We start from the raw sequence: 19,232 nt of genomic DNA, 5'->3' as shown, positions 1-19,232 counted from the left end.
TCCGGCCGCTGCTGTCCTCGGTCGCCCGGGTGCCCGGCGAGCAGCTGCAGCTGGGCCCGAAGGCGGCGGGGGAGTGGCTGCGGGCGCTGGGCTTCGCCGACCCCGACGGCGCGCTGCGGCACCTCACCGCGCTCACCGGTGGGCTGAGCCGGTCGGCGTCGATGCAGCGCTACCTGCTGCCGGTGCTGCTGCAGACCTTCGCGTCCTGCGCCGACCCCGACGCCGGCCTGCTGGCCTACCGCAAGGTCAGCGAGGCGCTGGGCAACGACCAGTGGTTCCTGCGGCTGCTGCGGGACGAGCCAGGGCCACGCCGCCGAGCGGCTGGCCGTGCTTGCTCGGTCGAGCCAGTACGTCGCCGGCCTGCTGACCCGCACGCCGGAGGCGATGCGGATCCTGGCCGACGACGCGCAGCTGGAGCCGCGCAGCGCCGAGGCGCTCACCTCGGCGTGGCGGCAGGCGGTGGCCCGGGCCGACAACCCGAGCGCCGGTGTCCAGGTGCTGCGGTCGCTGCGCCGCCAGGAGCTGCTGCGGATCGCCTGCGCCGACCGCTCGGCCGTCGACGTGTTCCGGGTCGGCCAGGCCCTCTACGACGTCGCGGTGGCCACGCTGCGCGCCGGTCTGGACGCCGCCGTGCGCAGCTGGGCCGCCGAGACCGGGCTGGCGGTGGAACGACGTCCCGGTCGACGTGGCGGTCATCGGGATGGGCCGGCTGGGCGGCGCCGGAGATGGGCTACGGCTCGGACCGCCGACGTCCCTGTTCGTGCACCGTCGTCGCCGGGCGGGGACGAGGGGCGGGCCACCTCGGCCGCCACCGCCATCGCGCACGCGCTGCGCCGGCTGCTGAGCGAACCCCGCGCCCGACCCGGCCCTTCGAGGTGGACGCCAACCTGCGCCCCGAGGGCGGCAGGGCGCGATTGTCGCGGAGCCTGCAGCGCCTTCGCCGAGTACTACGAGCGACTGGGTGTCCACCTGGGAGGTGCAGGCCCTGCTGCGTGCCGAGCGGTGGGCCGGCGACGAGGCGCTGGGCCGGGAGTTCGTCGCCCTCGGTCGACCCGCTCCGGTACCCGGCGAGGGGCTGTCGGCCGAGCAGGTGGCCGAGATCCGCCGGGTCAAGGCCCGGGTGGACAGCGAGCGGCTGCCCCGGGGCGCCGACCCGGCCACGCACACCAAGCTGGGCCGGGGCGGGCTGGCCGACGTGGAGTGGACCGCGCAGCTGCTGCAGCTCCAGCACGCCGCGGCGCACCCGGGGCTGCGGGTCACCGGCACGGTGCCGGCCCTGGCCGCGCTGGCGGAGGCGGGCCTGCTGGAACCGAGCAGCGGGACGCGCTGCGGGCGGCGTGGGAGCTGGCCAGCCGGGCGCGCAACGCCGTCTTCCTGGTCCGGGGCCGGCCGGGTGACCAGCTGCCCCGGCAGGGGCTGGAGCTGAGCGGGGTGGCCCGGGCCTGCGGGTACGGGCCGGAGACCGACGCCGGGCAGTTCCTGGACGAGTACGGCGGGTCACCCGGCACGCGCGCACGGTCGTGGAGCACGTCTTCTACGGCCGGACCGACGAGGGCTGAGCACTCCGGCCGCGAGGGCCCGGGCGGGGAGCCGCCCGTCGGCCGGGCCGAGCGGCTGGACGCCCGGCGGGCGGGGCGGTCGGTTGAGCACGACCGGTCCCGGGCACCATCGACCGGTGCCCACCGATGAGAGCCCGGTCCCCGTGTCCGACGACCCCGCCGACGTGACCGACGCCCGGGTGCGCGAGGAGCCCCCGGCCGACGAGCCGACGGCGACCATCACGCCCTATCGGGACGGCCCGCTGATCGTCCGCGGCGACTTCCGGCTGGTCGACACCGACGGCCAGGAGATCGACCCGGGCCGCCGGACGGTCGCGCTGTGCCGGTGCGGGAAGTCGGGGATCAAGCCCTTCTGCGACGGCACCCACAAGCGCGCCGGCTTCCACTCCGGCAGTGCGCCGTCCCGCCCCCGGCCGGCTGCCCGGCTGTTCCAGGAGGCCGGCCGCGAGTCCGACGACGGGCACCGGCCCCCGGCCTGAGCGGACGCCACCCCGGGGTCACGGTGCGTTCGCCGGCGGGCCACCTGCCGGCCGTCCGGGCGCACCAAGGTCATCGGAGACCCTGACCCGAACACCCGAGGTGGCCCGTGCTCCGTCGTCCGCTCCGTCCCGTCACCGCCGTGCTCTCCCTGGGCGCCCTGGCCCTGCTCGCCGCCGCGGGCCCCGCCGCCGCCGCCCCGCCGCGCACCTTCGCGCCGCTGGCCACCTTCGCGGTGACCGGCGAGGTGGCCGAGATCATCTCCGCCACGCCGGACGGGCGGACGGTCGTCTACACCGACTCCGAGCTCGGCCGGGTCGGGCTGGTCGACCTGAGCGACCCCAGCGCACCCCGCCAGCGCGGCGTGGTCGACGTGGGCGGCTCGCCGACCTCGGTGACCATCACGCCCAGCGCGCGGTACGCCCTGGTCGCGGTCGACACCACCACCGACCTGACCCGCCCCTCGGGTCACCTGGCGGTCGTCGACCTGCCGCGGCGCGCCGTCGTGCGCACCATCGACCTGAGCGGGCAGCCCGACTCGATCGACATCGGCCCCAGCGGCGTCTTCGCGGCCATCGCCATCGAGAACCAGCGCGACGAGGACATCGAGGTCGGCGACGTGGAGGGGGGCCTGCCGCAGCTGCCGGCCGGCTTCCTCTCCGTGGTCGACCTCCGTGGCCCGGTCGGCGCGTGGACCGTCGGCCGGGTCGAGCTGACCGGCCTGCCCGGCGCGCTGTTCGCCGCGGACCCGGAGCCGGAGTACGTCGACGTCGACGGCCGGGACATCGCCGCCGTCACCCTCCAGGAGAACAACGCCGTCGCGCTGGTCGACCTGGCCCGCCGCCGGGTGGTGAGCTCCTTCTCCGCCGGCACGGTCACCCGCGCCGACGCCGACACCGCCGACGACGACGTCGTCGCCTTCGACGACCCGCTGGTCGCACCCCGCGAGCCGGACACGGTGCAGTGGACGCTGCGCGGCAACCTGGTCACCGCCGACGAGGGTGACCTGGCCGAGGAGCCCAGCGGCGGCCGCGGCTGGACGGTGTTCGCCCAGGACGGCGCCGTGCTCTACAGCAGCGGCGGCTCCGCCGAGCGGGCGCTCGCCGCTGCCGGCGCGTACCCCGACGGGCGCAGCGACGACAAGGGCGCGGAGTTCGAGGGCGCCGAGGTGGCCCGCATCCGGGGCGTCGACTACACCTTCATCGGCGCCGAGCGCGGTGACGCCGTCCTGGTCTACGACACCGACCGGGACGCGGCCCCGGAGCTGCGCCAGGTGCTGCCCGTCGGAGACGCACCCGAGGGGCTGCTCGCCATCCCCTCGCGTGGCCTGTTCGTGACCAGCAACGAGGACGACGGCACCCTGTCGGTCTTCGGACTGCGCTGAGCGCAGGACCCCCTCGCCGCGGCGAGGGGGGTCCTGCCTCAGGCGGCGACCGGCTCGTCCCGGCGGAGGCCCGAGCGGCCGGCCTCCCACGCGCCGAGCAGGTGCTCGGCGGTCAGACCGTCCAGGGCCAGCGAGCACTGGGCGCCGAACAGGACGTCGGCGGCCAGCGACGGGTCCTCGGCGACCAGCGAGCCGCACATGTCGACCGACGCGATCTGCTCGTGCACCGCGTCGGCCTCCACGTGCTCGTCGTAGAAGACGCTGGTCCCCTCGCCGAACCCGAGGCGCCGCAGCCCGGAGGAGTACCGGCGGCTGGGCTCCGAGGAGGTCATCTCCACTGCGGTCAGGTGGCCCAGGCACGCCCCGCGGAACCGGCGGTGCAGCCCGAACAGCGACATGGTGTTGACCGAGGTGAACGCCACCGCGGGCGCGTCGTCCCAGAGCGCGCCGTAGCCGGTGTCCAGGCCGAGGTCGGCCATCATCCCGGCGAACAGCTGGCTGTGCATGCGCTCGGCCGACCCGCCGCCGTACTCGTCGGCCTGGATCTCCACCATCGCCGCCTTGGCCCGACCGCTGATCCGCGGGATGGCCCAGGTGTGCGGGTCGCCCTCCTTGAGGTGGTAGACCGACCGCAGCGTGAGGTACTCCCGCCACTGCTCGCGGGTGCCGTGCTTGGCCAGGTACCTCGACAGCGACGGCCCGTCGTCGGCGGCGATCACCGCGGTGAGCTGCTGGTCGACCGGCTCGTCGGTGACCTCGACCGGGGTGACCAGCTCCCGCAGCGCCGCGAGGTGCCGCTGCTCGAGCAGGGCACGCAGCCGCAGCAGCTCCGGGTCCCACTCCCAGGCGTCGTCCACCCCGTCGAAGCCGCGGTAGTGCAGCTCGTAGCAGATGGCGAGGGTCAGCTGGAGGTCGTCGTCGGTCAGCGGCTCGGTCGCCGACGCCGCCAGCCCCTCGGCGGCGGCGAGCGTGCGGGTGCTCAGGGTCGACCCGGCGAGGAGGTCCGCGCTCAGCGCGGCGCTGACGGGGCCCCGGGGCTTGGGTAGGCGCATGGGGTGGACCGTGCCCAGCCGGACGCCGTCCGGAACCTCCGAGAGCCGATGGGTCGTGTGCCATCTGCTGACGGACCCCGCACCTCCGGGGAGGTGCGGGGTCCGGGGCGCTGCGAGGTCAGACGTGCTCGTCGAAGGCGGAGGCCATCCGGGCCTGCTCCTCCAGCACCTCACCGATCCGGGCCTGGACGGCGTCCAGCTGGCCGATGATCTCCCCGGTGGTGTGGATGCCGTCGGCCACCGCCCGGCTGCTCGCCTGGATCCCGGCGATCTGGTCGGACACCCGCTGCGTGGCGTTGGCGGTCTCCCGGGCGAGGTCCTTGACCTCGCTGGCCACGACCGCGAAGCCCTTGCCCAGCTCGCCGGCGCGGGCCGCCTCGATCGTGGCGTTCAGCGCGAGCAGGTTGGTCTGGTCGGCGATGCCGGAGATGATCCGGATGACCTCGCCGACCGCTGCCGAGGCCTCGTCCAGCGCCTCGACCTCGCTGGTCATCGTGGACGCCTGGCTGACCGCGCTCTCGGCGACCCGGCCGGCGTCACCGGCGGCCTCGCGGAGCCGGGACACCGTGTCCAGCAGCTCGCGGGCGTTCTCGGCCGACTCCTCCGTGCGGCGCAGCACGTCCAGCCGCTGGGAGACCAGCTGCTGGACGTTGCGCAGCGCCGAGCGGCGGGACTCCGACAGCTCGATCGTCCTGGTGACGAAGAAGTCCATCGTGCCGATGACCCGGCCGCCGACCATCAGCGGGAAGCACACCCCGGACCTGACCCCGGCGCGCTGGGCCGCGGGGGCGCGGACGCAGTCGGTCATCTCGCCGATGTCGCGGACGAAGAAGAGGTCCCGGGACCGCCAGGTGCGCCCGGACAGGCCGACCCCCTCGGCGAAGCTCGCGGCCAGGGTGACCTTGCGGAACTCCTCACCGGCCGAACCGGACTCCTGCTGGAAGCGCAGCACCTTCGCGTTCTCGTCGAGTGCCCAGTAGGAGCCGTACGCCCAGCCGAAGGCCTCCCGCACGGTGTCCAGCGCGATCCGCAGGGCGGCCTGCTGGTCGCGGGCCGCGCTCAGCTCGGTGACGACCGTGGTGACCGCGACCCGGTCGTCGAGGGTCTCCTGCAGCTCGGCCCTGCCCAGCGCGGACCGGCGGGCGTGGGTGAGCAGGCGGCTCAGGGAGTCCCACTTGCCCTGGCGGGCACCGAAGAAGGGCAGCTCGCCGTCGTTGTAGTACTCGTAGAGCGCGACGACCCGGCCGCTCTCCACCAACGGCACGATGCACCCGGCGGTGGCGCCGGCGCTGGACGCTGCGGCCCAGCGCAGGCACTTCCGCGGGTCGCTGCCGGCGTCGGTCACCAGCGTCCTCTTGTTCCGGATCGCCTCGCCGCCGTAGCCGTCGGCGGCGGTCATCTGCAGCGCCTGGGCCCCGAACTGCGCGGCGATGGCGGGGGCCAGGGCACCGGACTCGTGGGTCAGCTGGAAGGTGCCGCCGTCGCCGGCCAGCCACACCCCGCCGTAGCCGATGCCGAGCTCCTGGACGAGCGTCTCGAGGATGAGCCGGTGCGCGTGGGCCTCGTCGGTGACGCCCTGCTCCAGCCGGGCGATCACGGCCTCCACCGCCTCGACGTCCCGGGGCATCTGCCCGGTGTCCATCGTGCTCGCGACCGGGGTGCTGGTGCGCCGCCTCATCCGTGTCCTCCATCGCCGGCCGTCGCCGGTCGGCGGGGACGCGACCGGCGTGCTGTGCTGCCCGGCCCCAGCAGCGGTCGGCGCAGTCCACCGAGGACATCGGCACGGCGGTGCGGCAGTTGAGCCGAGCGGGCAACCCGATCGTGCACCCCCGGTCGGCCGGCTCACTGCGGCGGCGGACGACTCGGCCACGGACGTTTGACGGCCCTGACAGTGGCAAGGGTCACAGGGCCAGGAGAACACGCGCGACCGGAACGGGGTCTGCCTCGTGAACACCTTCCTCGCACTCTCGTCCTCGCTGTTGCTGGGGGCCACCGGCCTGGTCGGCGGTGCCACCGCCGCCCCGCCGGCCGGACCACCCGCCCCGGTGCCACTCGCTGCCTCGCCGGCACCCCAGACCGCCCTCACCCCCGTGGGGACACCCAGCACCGGCCCGGTGCAGGCGGGGGACTTCCCGGCCGTGACCGGGCCGACGGCCCACCTGACCGACGTCCGGACGGCCCGGCACGACGGGTTCGACCGGGTGGTCCTGGAGTTCGCGGGCGACCGGGTCCCCAGCTACCGGGTGTCCTACGTCGAGCCGCCGATCACCGAGGACGGCTCCGGCGCCGAGGTCCCGGTGCCGGGTGCCGCGTTCCTGGAGGTCCGGGCCGCACCGGCCAGCGGCGTGGACCTGTCCGGCGACGAGCCCCGGGAGACCTACACCGGGCCCGACCGGGTCGCCCCGTCCGGGGACGGTGTCGTCACGGAGGTCGTCCGGACCGGCGACTTCGAGGGGCAGCTGGCCTGGACGATCGGGCTGCAGCAGCGCGTGCCCTTCGGCGTGGCGGTGCTCGAGGAGCCGACCCGGCTGGTCGTGGACGTGCTCCACGAGCCGGCGCAGGGGGTCGAGCCGATCGGGGCCGGGGACACCGCCGACTCCGTGGTCGCCGGCGCGGGCGCCCCGGTGGTGGTCACCGACGTCCGGCTGGGTGCCCACCCCGGGTTCGACCGGATCGTCTTCGAGGTCGCCGGTGAGGGGGAGGCCGGCTGGCGGATCGGCTACACCGACGACCCCCGGGCCCAGGGCTCGGGTGCGCCGATCGACGTCCCGGGGGAGGCCGTCCTCGGCATGACGCTGACCAACATCGTCCTGCCCGGCGACGCCCCGGCCGGTGTGCAGCCCTGGGACGGCCCCGACCGCCGGCAGCTGCCCGGGGCCTCGACCGTGCAGTCGCTGGTGGAGGACACCCTGTACGAGGGCCAGTACACCTTCTTCGCCGGGCTCGACGCCGAGCGGCCGTTCGCGGTCTCCCGGCTGTCCTCGCCGCAGCGGGTCGTCGTCGACGTGCTGGCCCAGGAGGGGCGGCCGCCGGTGGATCTCGGCAGCCGGTGCGAGCACCCCGACGGCTTCGCGCTGAGCTACCCGGGGTCGTGGTCGACCAACAGCGGTGACGTGCTGCCGCCCTGCTCGCGGTTCGCACCGGAGCCGTTCACGCTGGTCTCCGGGACCGACGTGCGGACGGCCCCGATCGCCGCGTCGGTGGAGCCGGTGCCCTACGACCGGGTGAGCGCGCCTGGTCAAGGCGCGGAGGAGAGCCGGAGCGGCACCATCGTCGACGGGCGGCAGGGCGTGCGGATCCAGCGCACCTCGAGCGGCGAGGGCCTGTGGCCGGAGGGCACCCCGGTCACCACCTACGCGATCGACCTGGGCGCGGACGGACCCGACGGCCCGGCCACGCTGGTGGTGAACACGGTGGGGCTGCCGGAGTTCGACTACGAGCGGAACGTCCGGGTCATGGACCACATGGTGCACACCCTGGACATCACGGCCGGGTCCTGAGGCTGACCGGCGCCCGCCCGGCCCGTCCCCGCGGGGCCGGGCCGGGCAGTCCAGGACCTCAGCGGGTCACGCGCGGTCGACCAGCCGCAGCACTGCCTCCGCGACCACGTCGGGGCGGTCGGCGGGCACGAAGTGGCTGGCGTCGTCGACCCAGGTGAGCCGCGCGCCCGGCAGGTCGTCGGCCAGCCGCTGGCCGTGCTCGGGCTTCATCTGGTGGTCCTGCCGACCCCAGACCACCTCGGCCGGGACGGTCAGACGGGACAGGAACGGGGCGACGGTCTGGGTGTAGACGGAGTCGAGCGAGCGCAGGTGCCGGCTCAGCAGCCGGGGTCCGTCCGGTCGCTCCCACGGCTCGACGAACCGGTCCAGGAAGGGCGCCGCACGCTCCTGGTGGGCGAACAGCGTGCGCAACGCCGGCCGCAACGCCGTGCCGAGGGCGGAAGGGGGCAGCTGCCGGACCAGCGGCCAGCCGGCCTTCATCGCGCGCACCAGCGGCACCGGCCACGCGTCGTAGCAGACGCCGTCCACGACCCCCAGGCCGGCGACCCGGTCGCTCGCCGTCGTGGCCAGGATCTGGGCCACCCCGCCCCCGAGGTCGTGCCCCACCACGACGACCCGGTCGAGGCCGAGGGCGTCGAGCAGGTCCAGCAGGCGCGCGGCCTGGGCAGCGAGGTCCACCGGTTGCCCGTCGGGTGCGGGGGAGTCGCCGTAGCCGGCCATGTCGACGGCCAGCACCCTGGCCCGCTCGGCCACGGCCGGGACGACGTCCCACCAGAGGCGGTGGTTGGTCGGGATGCCGTGGACGAGCAGGACCGTGGGTCCGTCGTCCCCGGCGGTCCAGACGTTCATGGCGGTGTCCCCCACGGGGACGAGCTGGGTCTCTCCGATCGGCAGGTCCATGACGGCTCCAGTGCCCGCCACGGGTGGGTCGGCATGCACCGCTGTGACGAATTCGGGTGAGGCGCTTCAGCTCGGGCCGGGACCTGTCGATGGGACCGGCACAGGCCACGAGGAGAGCGCGTGAAGAAGAGACGGTCGGACGCCGACCAGCAGGTCGCCGAGCTGCTGCGGACCGCCAAGGACTCGCTGCAGCTGTCCGTGGCGTTCCTCAGCCGGCTGGACGGCACCACCCAGCACTTGGAGGTCGTCGAGTCCTCGGTGCCCTTCCTGTTCCAGGAGGGCAACCAGCAGCGTCAGGAGACCTCCTTCTGCCAGGCCGTCCTCGACGGCCGGCTGCCCGCGGTCATCCCCGACGTCCGGCAGCACCCGGTGGCGATGTCGCTGCCGGCGGCCCGGCTGCCGAGGATCCGCAGCTACGTCTCGGTCCCCGTGGTGCTCAGCGACGGCGAGCTCTACGGCACCTTCTGCGCCGCCGGCCTCACCTCGGACAAGGGGCTGACCAAGCGGGACCAGTCGCTGATGACCGTCCTCGCCTCGGCCGCGGCGGTCATCGTCGAGCCCACGGTGCGTGAGCGGGAGCGGCGGGGCGAGCTGCTCGGCCGGCTCGAACCGGTGCTCGCCGACGGTGGCCCGGTCGTCGTCCTCCAGCCCATCGTCGATCTGGTCACCGGTCGCCGGGTCGGCTCCGAGGCGCTCAGCCGGTTCCCGGCGTCGTGGGGCAAGGCGCCGGACGTCTGCTTCGAGGAGGCGCACAGCGTCGGACTGGGGCACGAACTGGAGCTGCTGGCGCTGCGCCGGGCGGCTGAGCACCTGGACGTCGTCGAGGGGTACGTCGCCATGAACATCTCCCCGGCGACGCTGGTGCAGCCGGAGTTCGCGGCACTGATGGCGACGTTGCCGCTGGAGCGGGTGCTGCTGGAGCTCTCCGAACACGACCAGGTGGCCGACTACGACGCGTTGGCCGCGGTGCTCGGCCCGATGCGTGCCCGCGGGTTGCGACTGGCCATCGACGACGTCGGCGCCGGGTTCTCCTCGCTGCGGCACATCGTCATCACCGCACCGGACGTCATCAAGCTGGACCGCAGCATCGTCTCCGGCGTCGACGTCGACCCGGTGCTGACCCGGCTCGTCTCGTCCCTGGTCGAGTTCGGGCACGGCTGCGGCGCCAGCGTCGTGGCCGAGGGCGTCGAGACGGCGCCGGAGGCCGCGGCGCTGCGCGGGCTCGGGGTGGACCTCGGGCAGGGCTGGCACTTCGGCCGCCCGGAGCACCCCGGTGCCGCGGTCGCCGCACCGCCGGTGCAGGTCCCGCGCGCCCGCACCGCGGCAGAGGACCCGGCGGTGCCCGCACCGGCCGGGTGAGCGCCCGGGGGATGACCCTGGGACAGCGCAGCCCCCGTCCGGGAGACCGGACGGGGGCTGCGCTGTTCGATCTGGTCAGGGCCGCGAACGGCCCCGCGGATCAGATGTCGTAGTACATCGCGAACTCGTGCGGGTGCGGGCGGAGCCGGATCGGGTCGATCTCGTTCTCCCGCTTGTACTCGATCCAGGTCTCGATCAGGTCGGAGGTGAACACGCCACCGTCGAGCAGGTAGTCGTGGTCGACCTCGAGCCGGTCGAGCACCGCGTCGAGGGACGCCGGCACCTTCTCGATGCCCAGGGCCTCCTCGGGCGGCAGCTCGTAGAGGTCCTTGTCCACCGGGGCCGGCGGCTCGATCTTGTTCTTGATGCCGTCGAGGCCGGCCATCATCATCGCCGAGAAGGCGAGGTAGGGGTTGGCCGACGGGTCGGGCACGCGGAACTCGATGCGCTTGGCCTTCGGGCTGTCGCCGGAGATCGGGATGCGGCAGCAGGCCGAGCGGTTGCGGGCGGAGTAGACCAGGTTGATCGGCGCCTCGTAGCCCGGCACCAGACGGTGGTAGCTGTTCACCGTCGGGTTGGTGAAGGCCAGCAGCGACGGGGCGTGGGCCAGGAGGCCGCCGATGTAGTGCCGGGCCATGTCGGACAGCCCCGCGTAACCGGTCTCGGCGTGGAAGAGCGGCTCGCCGTCCTTCCAGAGGCTCTGGTGGCAGTGCATGCCCGAGCCGTTGTCGCCGTAGAGCGGCTTCGGCATGAAGGTCGCGGACTTGCCGGCCGCCCACGCGGTGTTCTTCACGATGTACTTGAAGAGCATCAGGCTGTCGGCCGAGCGCAGCAGCGTGTCGAACTTGTAGTTGATCTCGGCCTGGCCGCCGGTGCCGACCTCGTGGTGACCGCGCTCGAGCTCGAGCCCGGCGTTGGCCAGGTTGACCATCATCGTCGAGCGCAGGTCGCTCTGGTGGTCGTAGGGCTCGACCGGGAAGTACCCGCCCTTGGGCCGGGTCTTGTAGCCCAGGTTGGGGCCGCCGTTCTCGCCGGTGAGCGAGCCCGAGTTCCAGGACCCCTCGACCGCGTCGATGTGGTAGTAGCCCTCGTTGATCGAGGTGTTGTGCCGCACCGAGTCGAACACGTAGAACTCGGCCTCGGGGCCGAAGTACGCGGTGTCGGCGATGCCGCTGGCCGCCAGGTAGGCCTCGGCCTTCTTCGCCACGTTGCGCGGGTCGCGGCTGTAGGCCTCACGCGTGATCGGGTCGTGGATGAAGAAGTTGATGTTCAGCGTCTTGTGGATGCGGAACGGGTCGACGTACGCGCTGCTCGCGTCGGGCAGCAGCAGCATGTCGGACTCGTTGATCGCCTGGAACCCGCGGATGGACGAGCCGTCGAAGCCCAGGCCGTCGGCGAAGGTGTCAGGCCCGAACGTCTCCGCGGGGATGGTGAAGTGCTGCATGACGCCAGGGAGATCGCAGAACCGGACGTCGACGAACTTCACGTCGTTGTCGCGGATGTAGGCGGTGACCTCTTCGGGACTGTTGAACATCGATCCTCCGGGAATGGACGGCCAGCTCGACAGCAAGTTACGAGCGGGGAGTTGCTCCGGGGTGTCTCCGGTGTTTCGTCGCGGTAACACCGTCTCCGGCGTGTCGCGGAGAGGGCGGTCGCCCGCTGCCCACCCCACCGGCGGGCGCCTGGACGGCCGACGTCTGAACCGCACGGCGTCGGACAGGACATACGCTGGTGGAGTGGCCAGGGACGACGCTCAACCCTCTCAGGAGCGCGCCCGCGGCGCGGCACTGGGGCTGCCCGGTGACGGACCCGGCTCACTCGCCTCCTTCGGGCAGCGGGTCGTCGCCTTCCTCGTCGACGCGCTGGCCGCGGCGCTGGTCGCCGGCCTGTTCACCGCGCCGGAGCTGCCCCGCAACTGGAGCCTGCTGTCCTTCGCGCTGATCACCGTGGTCTTCCTGGTGCTGGCCGGTCAGACGCCGGGCATGCGCCTGCTCGGCCTGCGGCTGGCCCACCCGGAGCCGGAGCAGCGGGTCGCCCTGTGGCGTGCGGTCGCGCGCACCGGGCTGCTCGTGCTGCTGGTGCCGGCGCTCGTCGTCGACGTCGACGGTCGTGGCCTGCACGACCGGTGGACCGGCACCGCGGTCATCCGGGACCGCTGACCCTCACGTCCCGGCGGCCGCCTCGGCGAACCACCGCCGGGTCGTCTCGTCCGCCGGCAGGAACGTCTCGATGGCGAGCTCGCTGGCGGCGACGTCCAGCGGGGTGCCGAACGTGGCGACGGTGCTGTACGTCCGCAGGACGGCGCCGTCGACCCGCAGCTCGAGCGGCAGGGCGAACGTCGCACCGGCGTGCGCCGGCGTGGCCGGGGCCCGGTCCGGGTAGCCGGACGCCTCGGTGAGCAGGGCCTGCAGGTCGACCGACGGATCGGCTGCGGCATGTCGCCGGACCTGCCGCAGGAGGTGCGCCCGCCAGGCGCCGTAGTTCACCACCCGGTCCGCGAGCCCGCGCGGGTGCAGCATCACCCGGACGACGTTGACCGGCGGATCGAGCAGCTCCGGGTCGACCAGGGTCATCAGCCGCTCGACGGCGGCGTTCATCGCGACGACGTCGAAGTGCGCGTCGATGACCAGCGCCGGCCACGGGTCGTGCGCGGCCAGCGCCAGGTCGAGGACCTCGAGCAGGTACCGGGTGGCCGCGGCGTCGCGCCGGGCGTCCTGGTACTCCGGCGCGTACCCGGCGGCGAGCAGGACCCGGTTCTGCTCCGACAGCGGCATCTGCAGGCCCTCGCCGAGCCTGAGGACCAGCTGACGGCTCGGGCGGGACCTCCCCGTCTCGACACAGGACAGGTGCCGCGTGGACGTCCCCGTCACGGCGGCCAGGTCCAGCTGGCTCAGCCGTCGCTGCTCCCGCCACTCCCGGAGCAGCGCGCCGGCGGCGGACGGCGGGGAGGTCGTCGTCACCGGAGGCAGCCAGGACCCGGCGGGACGGGGGAGGACGCGGTCGACCCGGGGGCCGGCGTCCCGCTCACCGTCGGCCGGTCCGGAGCTGGACGAGGGCGAGCGCGCCGACGGCCAGGCCCTGGGCGGCGACCAGGACCCGCCCCGTGGTGCTCAGGTCGGCGAGCACGGCGACGGCCAGGCTGGCCACCTCCCAGCCGAGGTTCCCGATCGCGACGGCACGCAGCACCGGTCGGGCCCAGCGGGTGCGGGAGCTCACGAGGAGGCCGGCGGCGTACAGCGCCAAGGCGATGCCCACGGCGCGGACGACGCCGGTCGCGTCGGTGCCGAGGAGCTCGGCGACCGGGCCGGCGGCGGTCCCCATGACCAGTCCCACCGTGGCGCAGAGGGCGCCGTCGAGCTGGAGCAGGCGGGCCGGTGCCGACGGGGCCGAGCCGGTCCGGGGGAGCGTGGTGGTGGTCATGGCGGTGTCCTCTCGAGGGAGCTGACGAGGCCGGTCCTCCGGCCACGACCACCGTCGCCCCTCCGCGGCCCGCCGTCCATGACCCCACAGGTCATGGCCGCACCCCCGGTCACGAGCGGCCGGCACCGCCCCAGGACGCACCGCCCCGGACGCACGACCCAGGACACACGACCCCCGGACGCACGACGCCCCGGCCGCTGGGCAGCGGCCGGGGCGTCGTGGGGGGTCTGCGTGCGGTCAGCGGCGGCGGACCTGGCGCTGGCTGACCGACATCTGCCGGCCACCGGGGAGCGGACCCCCGGGCACCGGCGGGCGCGCGCCGCCCAGCGCCGACATCCGCTTGCCCAGCGCGTTCACCTCACCGCCGGAGAGGTTGCGGGGCAGCTTCATCACGTGGGCGCTCAGCTTCTTCAGCGGAACCTGGCCCTCGCCGTCGCCGACCGTGACGTCGTAGATCGGCGCATCCCCGACGACCTTGGCGATCCGGCGCTTCTCCGCCGCGATGAGGCTCCGGACCCGCTGCGGGTTGCCCTCGCCCACCAGCACGATGCCCGGGCGGCCGAGCACCCGGTGGACGGAGTCCAGCTCACGGTTGCCCGCGACGCCGGAGCTGACCCGCCAGTCACCGCGCATGCCCTCCAGGACCCACGAGGCAGCACCCGGCCGACCCTCGACCTGCCGGTAGGCCGAGCCCTGCGCCCGGCGGCCGAAGACGATCAGCGCCGCCAGCAGACCGAGCAGGACGGCGAAGGGCAGGAAGAGGAACGGGGAACTGAGCAGGATGCCGACCAGCTCGACCACGCCGGCCACCACCACGAAGGCGATGAGCATCACCCAGGGCAGCTTGGGGTCGTTCCGGTAGGTCATCGAGTAGGCCTGCCGAATCATCCCGGCCTGGCCCTTCAGCTTGGCCAGCCGGGAGACCTTCGGCTGGCCGTCCTTGCCCAGCTTGGGGGCCTTCGGTGCCTTGCTGCGCCGGCCCGTGCCCCCTGCGGCAGCGGCGCCGACCGCGGTCGAGCCCTTGCTGCCGCGCCCGGGCGGGGCGCCGGCCGGACCGCGCCCCGCGGCGCCGGCGGGGGCGGAGGTGTCGGTGGACCTGCTGCGTGCCATGCCGCCCACGATAGTCGCCGGGACCGGCTGCCCCCGTGCCACTCGTGGACTCGGCGGGCCGCCGGCAGCGGCCCGCCGGGCTCAGGCGGTGGTGACGGTGAGCCCGCGGGCCTCGGCGGCCTGCTGGTAGAGCCGGCCGGCGCGGTAGGAGCTGCGCACCAGCGGACCGGCCAGGACGCCGGGGAAGCCGATCCGCTCGGCCTCGGCGGCGAACCCGACGAACTCGTCGGGCTTGACCCACCGGACCACCGGGTGGTGCCGGACGCTGGGCCGCAGGTACTGGGTGATGGTCAGCAGGTCGCAGCCGGCGTCGTGCAGTGCCTGCATGGTCTCCACGACCTCGTGCGGCTCCTCGCCCATGCCCAGGATCAGGTTGGACTTGGTGACCAGGCCGGCCTCGCGGGCCGCGGTGATCACCGCCAGCGAGCGCTCGAAGCGGAAGCCGGGGCGGATCCGCTTGAAGATGCGCGGCACCGTCTCGACGTTGTGGGCCAGCACCTCCGGCCGGGAGGAGAACACCTCGGCCAGCTGGTCGGGCTCGGCGTTGAAGTCGGGGATGAGGAGCTCGACGCCGCAGCCGGGGATCTGCTCGTGGATCTGGCGCACCGTCTCGGCGTACAGCCACGCGCCGCCGTCGGGCAGGTCGTCGCGGGCGACGCCGGTGATGGTGGCGTAGCGCAGGCCCATCGTGGCCACGCTCTCAGCGACCCGGCGGGGCTCGTCGGCGTCGAAGTCGGCCGGCTTGCCGGTGTCGATCTGGCAGAAGTCGCAGCGCCGGGTGCACTGGTCACCGCCGATGAGGAAGGTGGCCTCCCGGTCCTCCCAGCACTCGTAGATGTTGGGACAGCCGGCCTCCTCGCACACCGTGTGCAGGCCCTCGCGCTTGACCAGCGACTTGAGCTCGGTGTACTCCGGCCCCGTCTTGAGCTTGGTCTTGATCCACTCGGGCTTGCGCTCGATCGGCGTCTGGCTGTTGCGGACCTCCAGCCGCAACAGCTTGCGGCCCGCCGGCTCGATCGGCGAGGACGTCGCCGGGGCCTCCGGCCCTGCAGTCGTGGCTGCCTCCTCCATGCCCAAGCTCATGTCCAGCACGGTACTCCCGCCCTGCCGGGCTGCCCCGGGACGACGGAGGGGGCCCAGCCGGCTGGCTGGGCCCCCTCCTGAGGCGGTGCGGCTGGGATCAGCCGCGGGTGTTGCCGGGCGTGCCGTCCGGGCCGCCGGTGTTCTCACCGTCGGGCCCGGCGGTGGCCACCGGGGTGTCCGGGTCGTTCAGGGTGCTGCTCGCCGGCTCCGGCGTCGACTGGTTGCTCGGCTCACCGGGCCCGGAGGCCGGCTGGGCGGTCAGCGCGCCGACGTCGGTGTCGGTGGGGCTGGAGTCCGAGGGGGCCGTCTCGGCCGTGGAGACCGTCTTGCCCTGGGCCTCAGGGCTCTCGGTTCCGCCTGCGGGGGTGCTCGGGGACGTGGGCACGGGGTCCTCTCGGTAACTGGGCACGGGGCCGTCGCCGGTGGGCGCCGGGGTCCAGGGGTCGCTCGCGTTCTTCTTGCGCAGCACCACGGCGACCGCGGCGAGGACGGCGAGGACGCCGACCACCCACGGCCAGCGACGGGGCTCCGGCTCGACGCCGACGCGCCGCTTGACCGTCGTGACGGTCTTCGCCGTGCGCTTGCCGGCCTCCTTGCGGGCCCGGGCGGCGGCCTTCTCCAGCTCGGTGCGCCGCTTGGCCGCCTTCTTGGACAGCTTGTCGGCCTTCTTGCCGAGCTTGTCGGCCTTCTTGCCGGCGGCCTTGCGGTTGGTCTCCGCCGCAGCGCGCATCGCGGCGACCCGCAGCGCAGCCTGCGCCCGCGCGGCGTCGGCGGCGGCAGCGGCGTCCTGACGGACCTTGTCGCCCTGCTTGGCGGTGGCCGCACCGAGGGTCGCGGCGGTGGCGGCGAGCTCCGTGCTCCGGGCGTCCAGCTGGGCCCGAGCCGCCTCCACACCGCCGACCAGGCCGGCGCGGGCGTTGTCCAGCGCGGGGCCGGCTGCGCCGCGAGCGGCCTCGATCCGGGGTGCCGCGGCGGCGATCGCCGCCTCCAGGTTCGCCCGCGCGGACTTGGCGGCGGCGTCGAACGCCGGACCGCTCGCCTCACGGGCGGCCTCGATCCGTGGGATCGCGGTGGCCACCGCGATCTCCAGGTTGGCCCGCGCGGCCCGGCTGGCCGCGTCCAGACGCGGGACGAGGTCCTTCTCGTAGGCCTTCTGCGCCGCGTCGATGCGGGGCGCGAGGTTCTTCTGTGCCGCCTCCAGCCGCGGGACCAGCACCTCCCGGGCGGCGTCCAGCTGCGGGGCGAGGGCGGCCACGGCCGCCTCGACGCGGGGGGCGACGTCAGCGGCGTAGGTGGTCTGCGCCGCCTTGGCCGCGGCCGCCACCTGCGGGGCGAGCTGCTCCGCCGTCGCCCGACGGGCCTCGGTGACCGCCGCGCCGATGTGGGCGAACCCCTCTTGCAACTCGGTCCCGATGACCTCTGTCGAGCTCTTCTTGCGGAACACTCCAGCACCTCCGAGTTGATCGCTTCAGCGATCATCCTGCCCGCTGGCGAGCACGGGCACACCCCGAACCCCCTCCGCAGTCGGTGAGAGGCCCGGATCGAGCGGCCGCGCCGCTGGCAGACTCGGCCGGGTGCAGCTACGGATCTTCACCGAACCCCAGATGGGCGCCACCTACGACGACCTGCTCGCGGTGGCCCGGCGCACCGAGGAGACCGGTTTCGACGCCTTCTTCCGCTCCGACCACTACCTGACCATGGGCGGGGACGGGCTGCCCGGCCCGACCGACGCCTGGGTCACCCTGGCCGGCCTGGCCCGGGAGACGTCCCGGATCCGGCTCGGCACCCTGATGACCGCGGCGACCTTCCGGCTGCCCGGCCCGCTGGCCATCTCGGTGGCGCAGGTCGACCAGATGAGCGGCGGGCGGGTGGAGCTGGGCATCGGCTCGGGGTGGTTCGCCGCCGAGCACCGCGCCTACGGCATCCCTTTTCCGGAGCTGGGGGAGCGGTTCGACCGGTACGAGGAGCAGGTCGCCGTCATCAGCGGGCTGTGGAACACCCCGGCGGGGGAGACCTTCGACTTCGCCGGTGAGCACTACCAGCTGACCGGCTCGCCGGCGCTGCCCAAGCCGGTGCAGCCCGGCGGCGTCCCCATCCTGATCGGCGGCAGCGGGAAGAAGCGCACCCCGCGGCTGGCGGCGCGGTACGCGGCCGAGTTCAACGTGCCCTTCGCCTCGGCGGAGGAGAACGCCCGGCTCTTCGCCGGTGTCCGGGAGGCCTGCACCGAGGCCGGCCGCGACCCCGGTGAGCTGGTCTACAGCTCCGCGCTGGTGCTGTGCGTCGGCCGGGACGAGTCCGAGCTGGCCCGACGGGCCGCGGCCATCGGCCGGGACGTCGCGGACCTGCGGGCCCACGGGGTGGCCGGCACGCCGGCCGAGGCGGTCGACATCCTGGGCCGGTACGCCGAGGCCGGGGCGGGCCGGGTCTACCTGCAGGTGCTGGACCTGGCCGACCTGGACCACCTGGATCTGGTGGCCGCCGAGGTGGCCCCGCAGCTGACCTGAACGGCACGGCGCCCCGCCCGCGCGTGGCGGACGGGGCGCCGGGCCCTTCAGCGCAGTCGTCTCAGCGCAGTTGCCTCAGCGCAGCTCGGAGGCGAGCGGCTCGAGGGCCGCCCGGGAGCCCAGCCAGGTGTTCGCCCGCTGCAGGTCGTCGTCGAAGTCGACCTCCACCGCGGAGAACCGGGAGATGTCCAGCGGCCGGAAGCGGACGCCCGACCGCTGGATCGCCAGCTCCATGCCGCGCTCGAAGTAGTCGGCGGCCTCGCACGCGGTGAGCTGCTCGATCAGCGCGGCCTTGTCCGACCCGGAGACGTAGTTGATCCCGACCGCCTCGCCGAGGCCGCCGGTCACGGTCTTGGACAGCTCGCGGACGAACCCGTCGGCGTCGAGGGTGTACTTGACCTCCTCGTCGGCGACGGTGGAGGTGTCCACGCACACGAAGCTCTCGTCGGCGTGCACCAGCGGGGCGGCGTGGTCGAGCACCGCCGGGTCGAACACCACGTCGCCGTTCAGCCAGAGGACGCCGCCGGGCTGCGAGGTGCGCAGCGCGCGGAGCAGGCTCTGTGAGGTGTTGGTGACGGCGAAGTCGGGGTTGAACGCGAACAGCAGGTCCGGCTGGGCGCGCATGACCGCCTTGGCCCGGTAGCCCACCACCGCGGTGATCGGGGTGGCGTCGCCGAAGACGGTGCGGATGCCGTCCAGCTGCTGCTGCATGATGCTGCGGCCGTCCATCAGCGGGGTGAGCGGCTTGGGCAGCTTGCGGCCCAGCCGGGTGCCCATGCCGGCGGCCAGCACGACCACCTGCGGTGCGGCGGGGCGGACGGCGACCCGGGGACGCGACCGCTGATCGCGGCCCCCGGTCAGGATCGGGTCAGCAGTGCGCATGC

18 protein-coding genes and 1 pseudogene are annotated in these 19,232 nt (G+C 74.2%); 8 read left to right on the top strand and 11 right to left on the bottom strand.

Features of this window, described 5'->3' with window-relative positions; all coding sequences use genetic code 11:
- Positions 1-440 (bottom strand): hypothetical protein (locus FB380_RS24955; RefSeq protein WP_243851272.1); only part of this gene is annotated, 440 nt, incomplete at its 3' end.
- Between FB380_RS24955 and FB380_RS24950 the strand changes: the two are divergent.
- From FB380_RS24950 to FB380_RS20900, 4 genes and pseudogenes are all read left to right on the top strand, one after another.
- Positions 328-615 (top strand): annotated as a pseudogene (locus tag FB380_RS24950) (hypothetical protein); the annotation flags it as partial. The gene FB380_RS24955 and the pseudogene FB380_RS24950 overlap by 113 nt on opposite strands.
- A 346-nt stretch (positions 616-961) precedes the next feature.
- Positions 962-1,426, top strand: a complete 465-nt coding sequence (locus FB380_RS26105) for a [protein-PII] uridylyltransferase family protein (RefSeq protein WP_341800246.1) — start codon at positions 962-964, stop codon at positions 1,424-1,426.
- 249 nt (positions 1,427-1,675) lie between these two features.
- On the top strand, positions 1,676-2,038 hold the full coding sequence (locus FB380_RS20905) for a CDGSH iron-sulfur domain-containing protein (RefSeq protein ID WP_229682202.1): 363 nt from the start codon (positions 1,676-1,678) through the stop codon (positions 2,036-2,038).
- A gap of 107 nt (positions 2,039-2,145) precedes the next feature.
- Complete coding sequence (locus FB380_RS20900) at positions 2,146-3,420, top strand: hypothetical protein (protein ID WP_166757158.1); 1,275 nt, start codon at positions 2,146-2,148, stop codon at positions 3,418-3,420.
- A gap of 38 nt (positions 3,421-3,458) precedes the next feature.
- Here FB380_RS20900 and FB380_RS20895 read toward each other — a convergent pair whose 3' ends face one another.
- Both FB380_RS20895 and FB380_RS20890 read right to left on the bottom strand, forming a co-directional pair.
- Positions 3,459-4,472 carry an iron-containing redox enzyme family protein gene (locus FB380_RS20895; RefSeq protein ID WP_166757157.1) on the bottom strand — a complete coding sequence of 338 codons (1,014 nt, stop codon included), beginning with the start codon at positions 4,470-4,472 and terminating at the stop codon, positions 3,459-3,461.
- A gap of 118 nt (positions 4,473-4,590) precedes the next feature.
- Positions 4,591-6,150: a methyl-accepting chemotaxis protein gene (locus FB380_RS20890; protein WP_166757156.1), complete on the bottom strand. Its 1,560-nt coding sequence runs from the start codon at positions 6,148-6,150 to the stop codon at positions 4,591-4,593.
- Positions 6,151-6,418: 268 nt separating this feature from the next.
- Between FB380_RS20890 and FB380_RS20885 the strand changes: the two genes are divergently transcribed.
- A complete protein-coding gene (locus FB380_RS20885) occupies positions 6,419-7,972 on the top strand; it encodes an AMIN-like domain-containing (lipo)protein (RefSeq protein ID WP_166757155.1) in 1,554 nt (517 codons plus the stop codon).
- A gap of 66 nt (positions 7,973-8,038) precedes the next feature.
- On the opposite strand, the gene FB380_RS20880 is transcribed toward FB380_RS20885, so the two are convergent.
- Entirely contained in the window at positions 8,039-8,872 is an 834-nt protein-coding gene (locus FB380_RS20880; RefSeq protein ID WP_166757154.1) for an alpha/beta fold hydrolase, read from the bottom strand.
- Between the two features lie 120 nt (positions 8,873-8,992).
- Between FB380_RS20880 and FB380_RS20875 the strand changes: the two genes are divergently transcribed.
- Positions 8,993-10,231, top strand: coding sequence for an EAL domain-containing protein (locus FB380_RS20875; RefSeq protein ID WP_166757153.1), 1,239 nt, complete (start codon positions 8,993-8,995; stop codon positions 10,229-10,231).
- Between the two features lie 100 nt (positions 10,232-10,331).
- Here FB380_RS20875 and glnA read toward each other — a convergent pair whose 3' ends face one another.
- The gene (gene glnA / locus FB380_RS20870; RefSeq protein ID WP_166757152.1) at positions 10,332-11,765 is read right to left on the bottom strand and encodes a type I glutamate--ammonia ligase; all 1,434 of its coding nucleotides are present in this window, start codon (positions 11,763-11,765) and stop codon (positions 10,332-10,334) included.
- Positions 11,766-11,967: 202 nt separating this feature from the next.
- Between glnA and FB380_RS20865 the strand changes: the two genes are divergently transcribed.
- Positions 11,968-12,390 (top strand): RDD family protein, encoded by a 423-nt coding sequence (locus FB380_RS20865; protein WP_166757151.1) that lies wholly within the window; start codon positions 11,968-11,970, stop codon positions 12,388-12,390.
- Between the two features lie 3 nt (positions 12,391-12,393).
- On the opposite strand, the gene FB380_RS20860 is transcribed toward FB380_RS20865, so the two are convergent.
- From FB380_RS20860 to FB380_RS20840, 5 genes are all read right to left on the bottom strand, one after another.
- Positions 12,394-13,191 (bottom strand): helix-turn-helix domain-containing protein, encoded by a 798-nt coding sequence (locus FB380_RS20860; RefSeq protein WP_166757150.1) that lies wholly within the window; start codon positions 13,189-13,191, stop codon positions 12,394-12,396.
- A gap of 64 nt (positions 13,192-13,255) precedes the next feature.
- Positions 13,256-13,651: a hypothetical protein gene (locus tag FB380_RS20855; protein ID WP_166757149.1), complete on the bottom strand. Its 396-nt coding sequence runs from the start codon at positions 13,649-13,651 to the stop codon at positions 13,256-13,258.
- A gap of 237 nt (positions 13,652-13,888) precedes the next feature.
- Positions 13,889-14,761, bottom strand: a complete 873-nt coding sequence (locus FB380_RS20850; protein WP_166757148.1) for a DUF4191 domain-containing protein — start codon at positions 14,759-14,761, stop codon at positions 13,889-13,891.
- A gap of 81 nt (positions 14,762-14,842) precedes the next feature.
- Positions 14,843-15,844, bottom strand: coding sequence for a lipoyl synthase (lipA, locus tag FB380_RS20845; RefSeq protein ID WP_188959635.1), 1,002 nt, complete (start codon positions 15,842-15,844; stop codon positions 14,843-14,845).
- A 97-nt stretch (positions 15,845-15,941) separates the two neighbouring features.
- On the bottom strand, positions 15,942-17,288 hold the full coding sequence (locus tag FB380_RS20840; RefSeq protein WP_166757147.1) for a hypothetical protein: 1,347 nt from the start codon (positions 17,286-17,288) through the stop codon (positions 15,942-15,944).
- A gap of 130 nt (positions 17,289-17,418) precedes the next feature.
- Between FB380_RS20840 and FB380_RS20835 the strand changes: the two genes are divergently transcribed.
- The gene (locus FB380_RS20835; protein ID WP_166757146.1) at positions 17,419-18,348 is read left to right on the top strand and encodes an LLM class F420-dependent oxidoreductase; all 930 of its coding nucleotides are present in this window, start codon (positions 17,419-17,421) and stop codon (positions 18,346-18,348) included.
- 75 nt (positions 18,349-18,423) lie between these two features.
- Here the strand turns inward: FB380_RS20835 and FB380_RS20830 are convergent, their stop codons facing one another.
- Positions 18,424-19,230 carry a phosphocholine cytidylyltransferase family protein gene (locus FB380_RS20830; RefSeq protein ID WP_208383717.1) on the bottom strand — a complete coding sequence of 269 codons (807 nt, stop codon included), beginning with the start codon at positions 19,228-19,230 and terminating at the stop codon, positions 18,424-18,426.
- Positions 19,231-19,232 lie beyond the last annotated feature (2 nt).

It is taken from the genome of Modestobacter marinus (genome assembly GCF_011758655.1).
GTDB lineage: Bacteria > Actinomycetota > Actinomycetes > Mycobacteriales > Geodermatophilaceae > Modestobacter > Modestobacter marinus.
The sequence above is the reverse complement of the archived record's forward strand: the minus strand, read 5'-3'. Positions and strand labels throughout refer to the sequence as shown.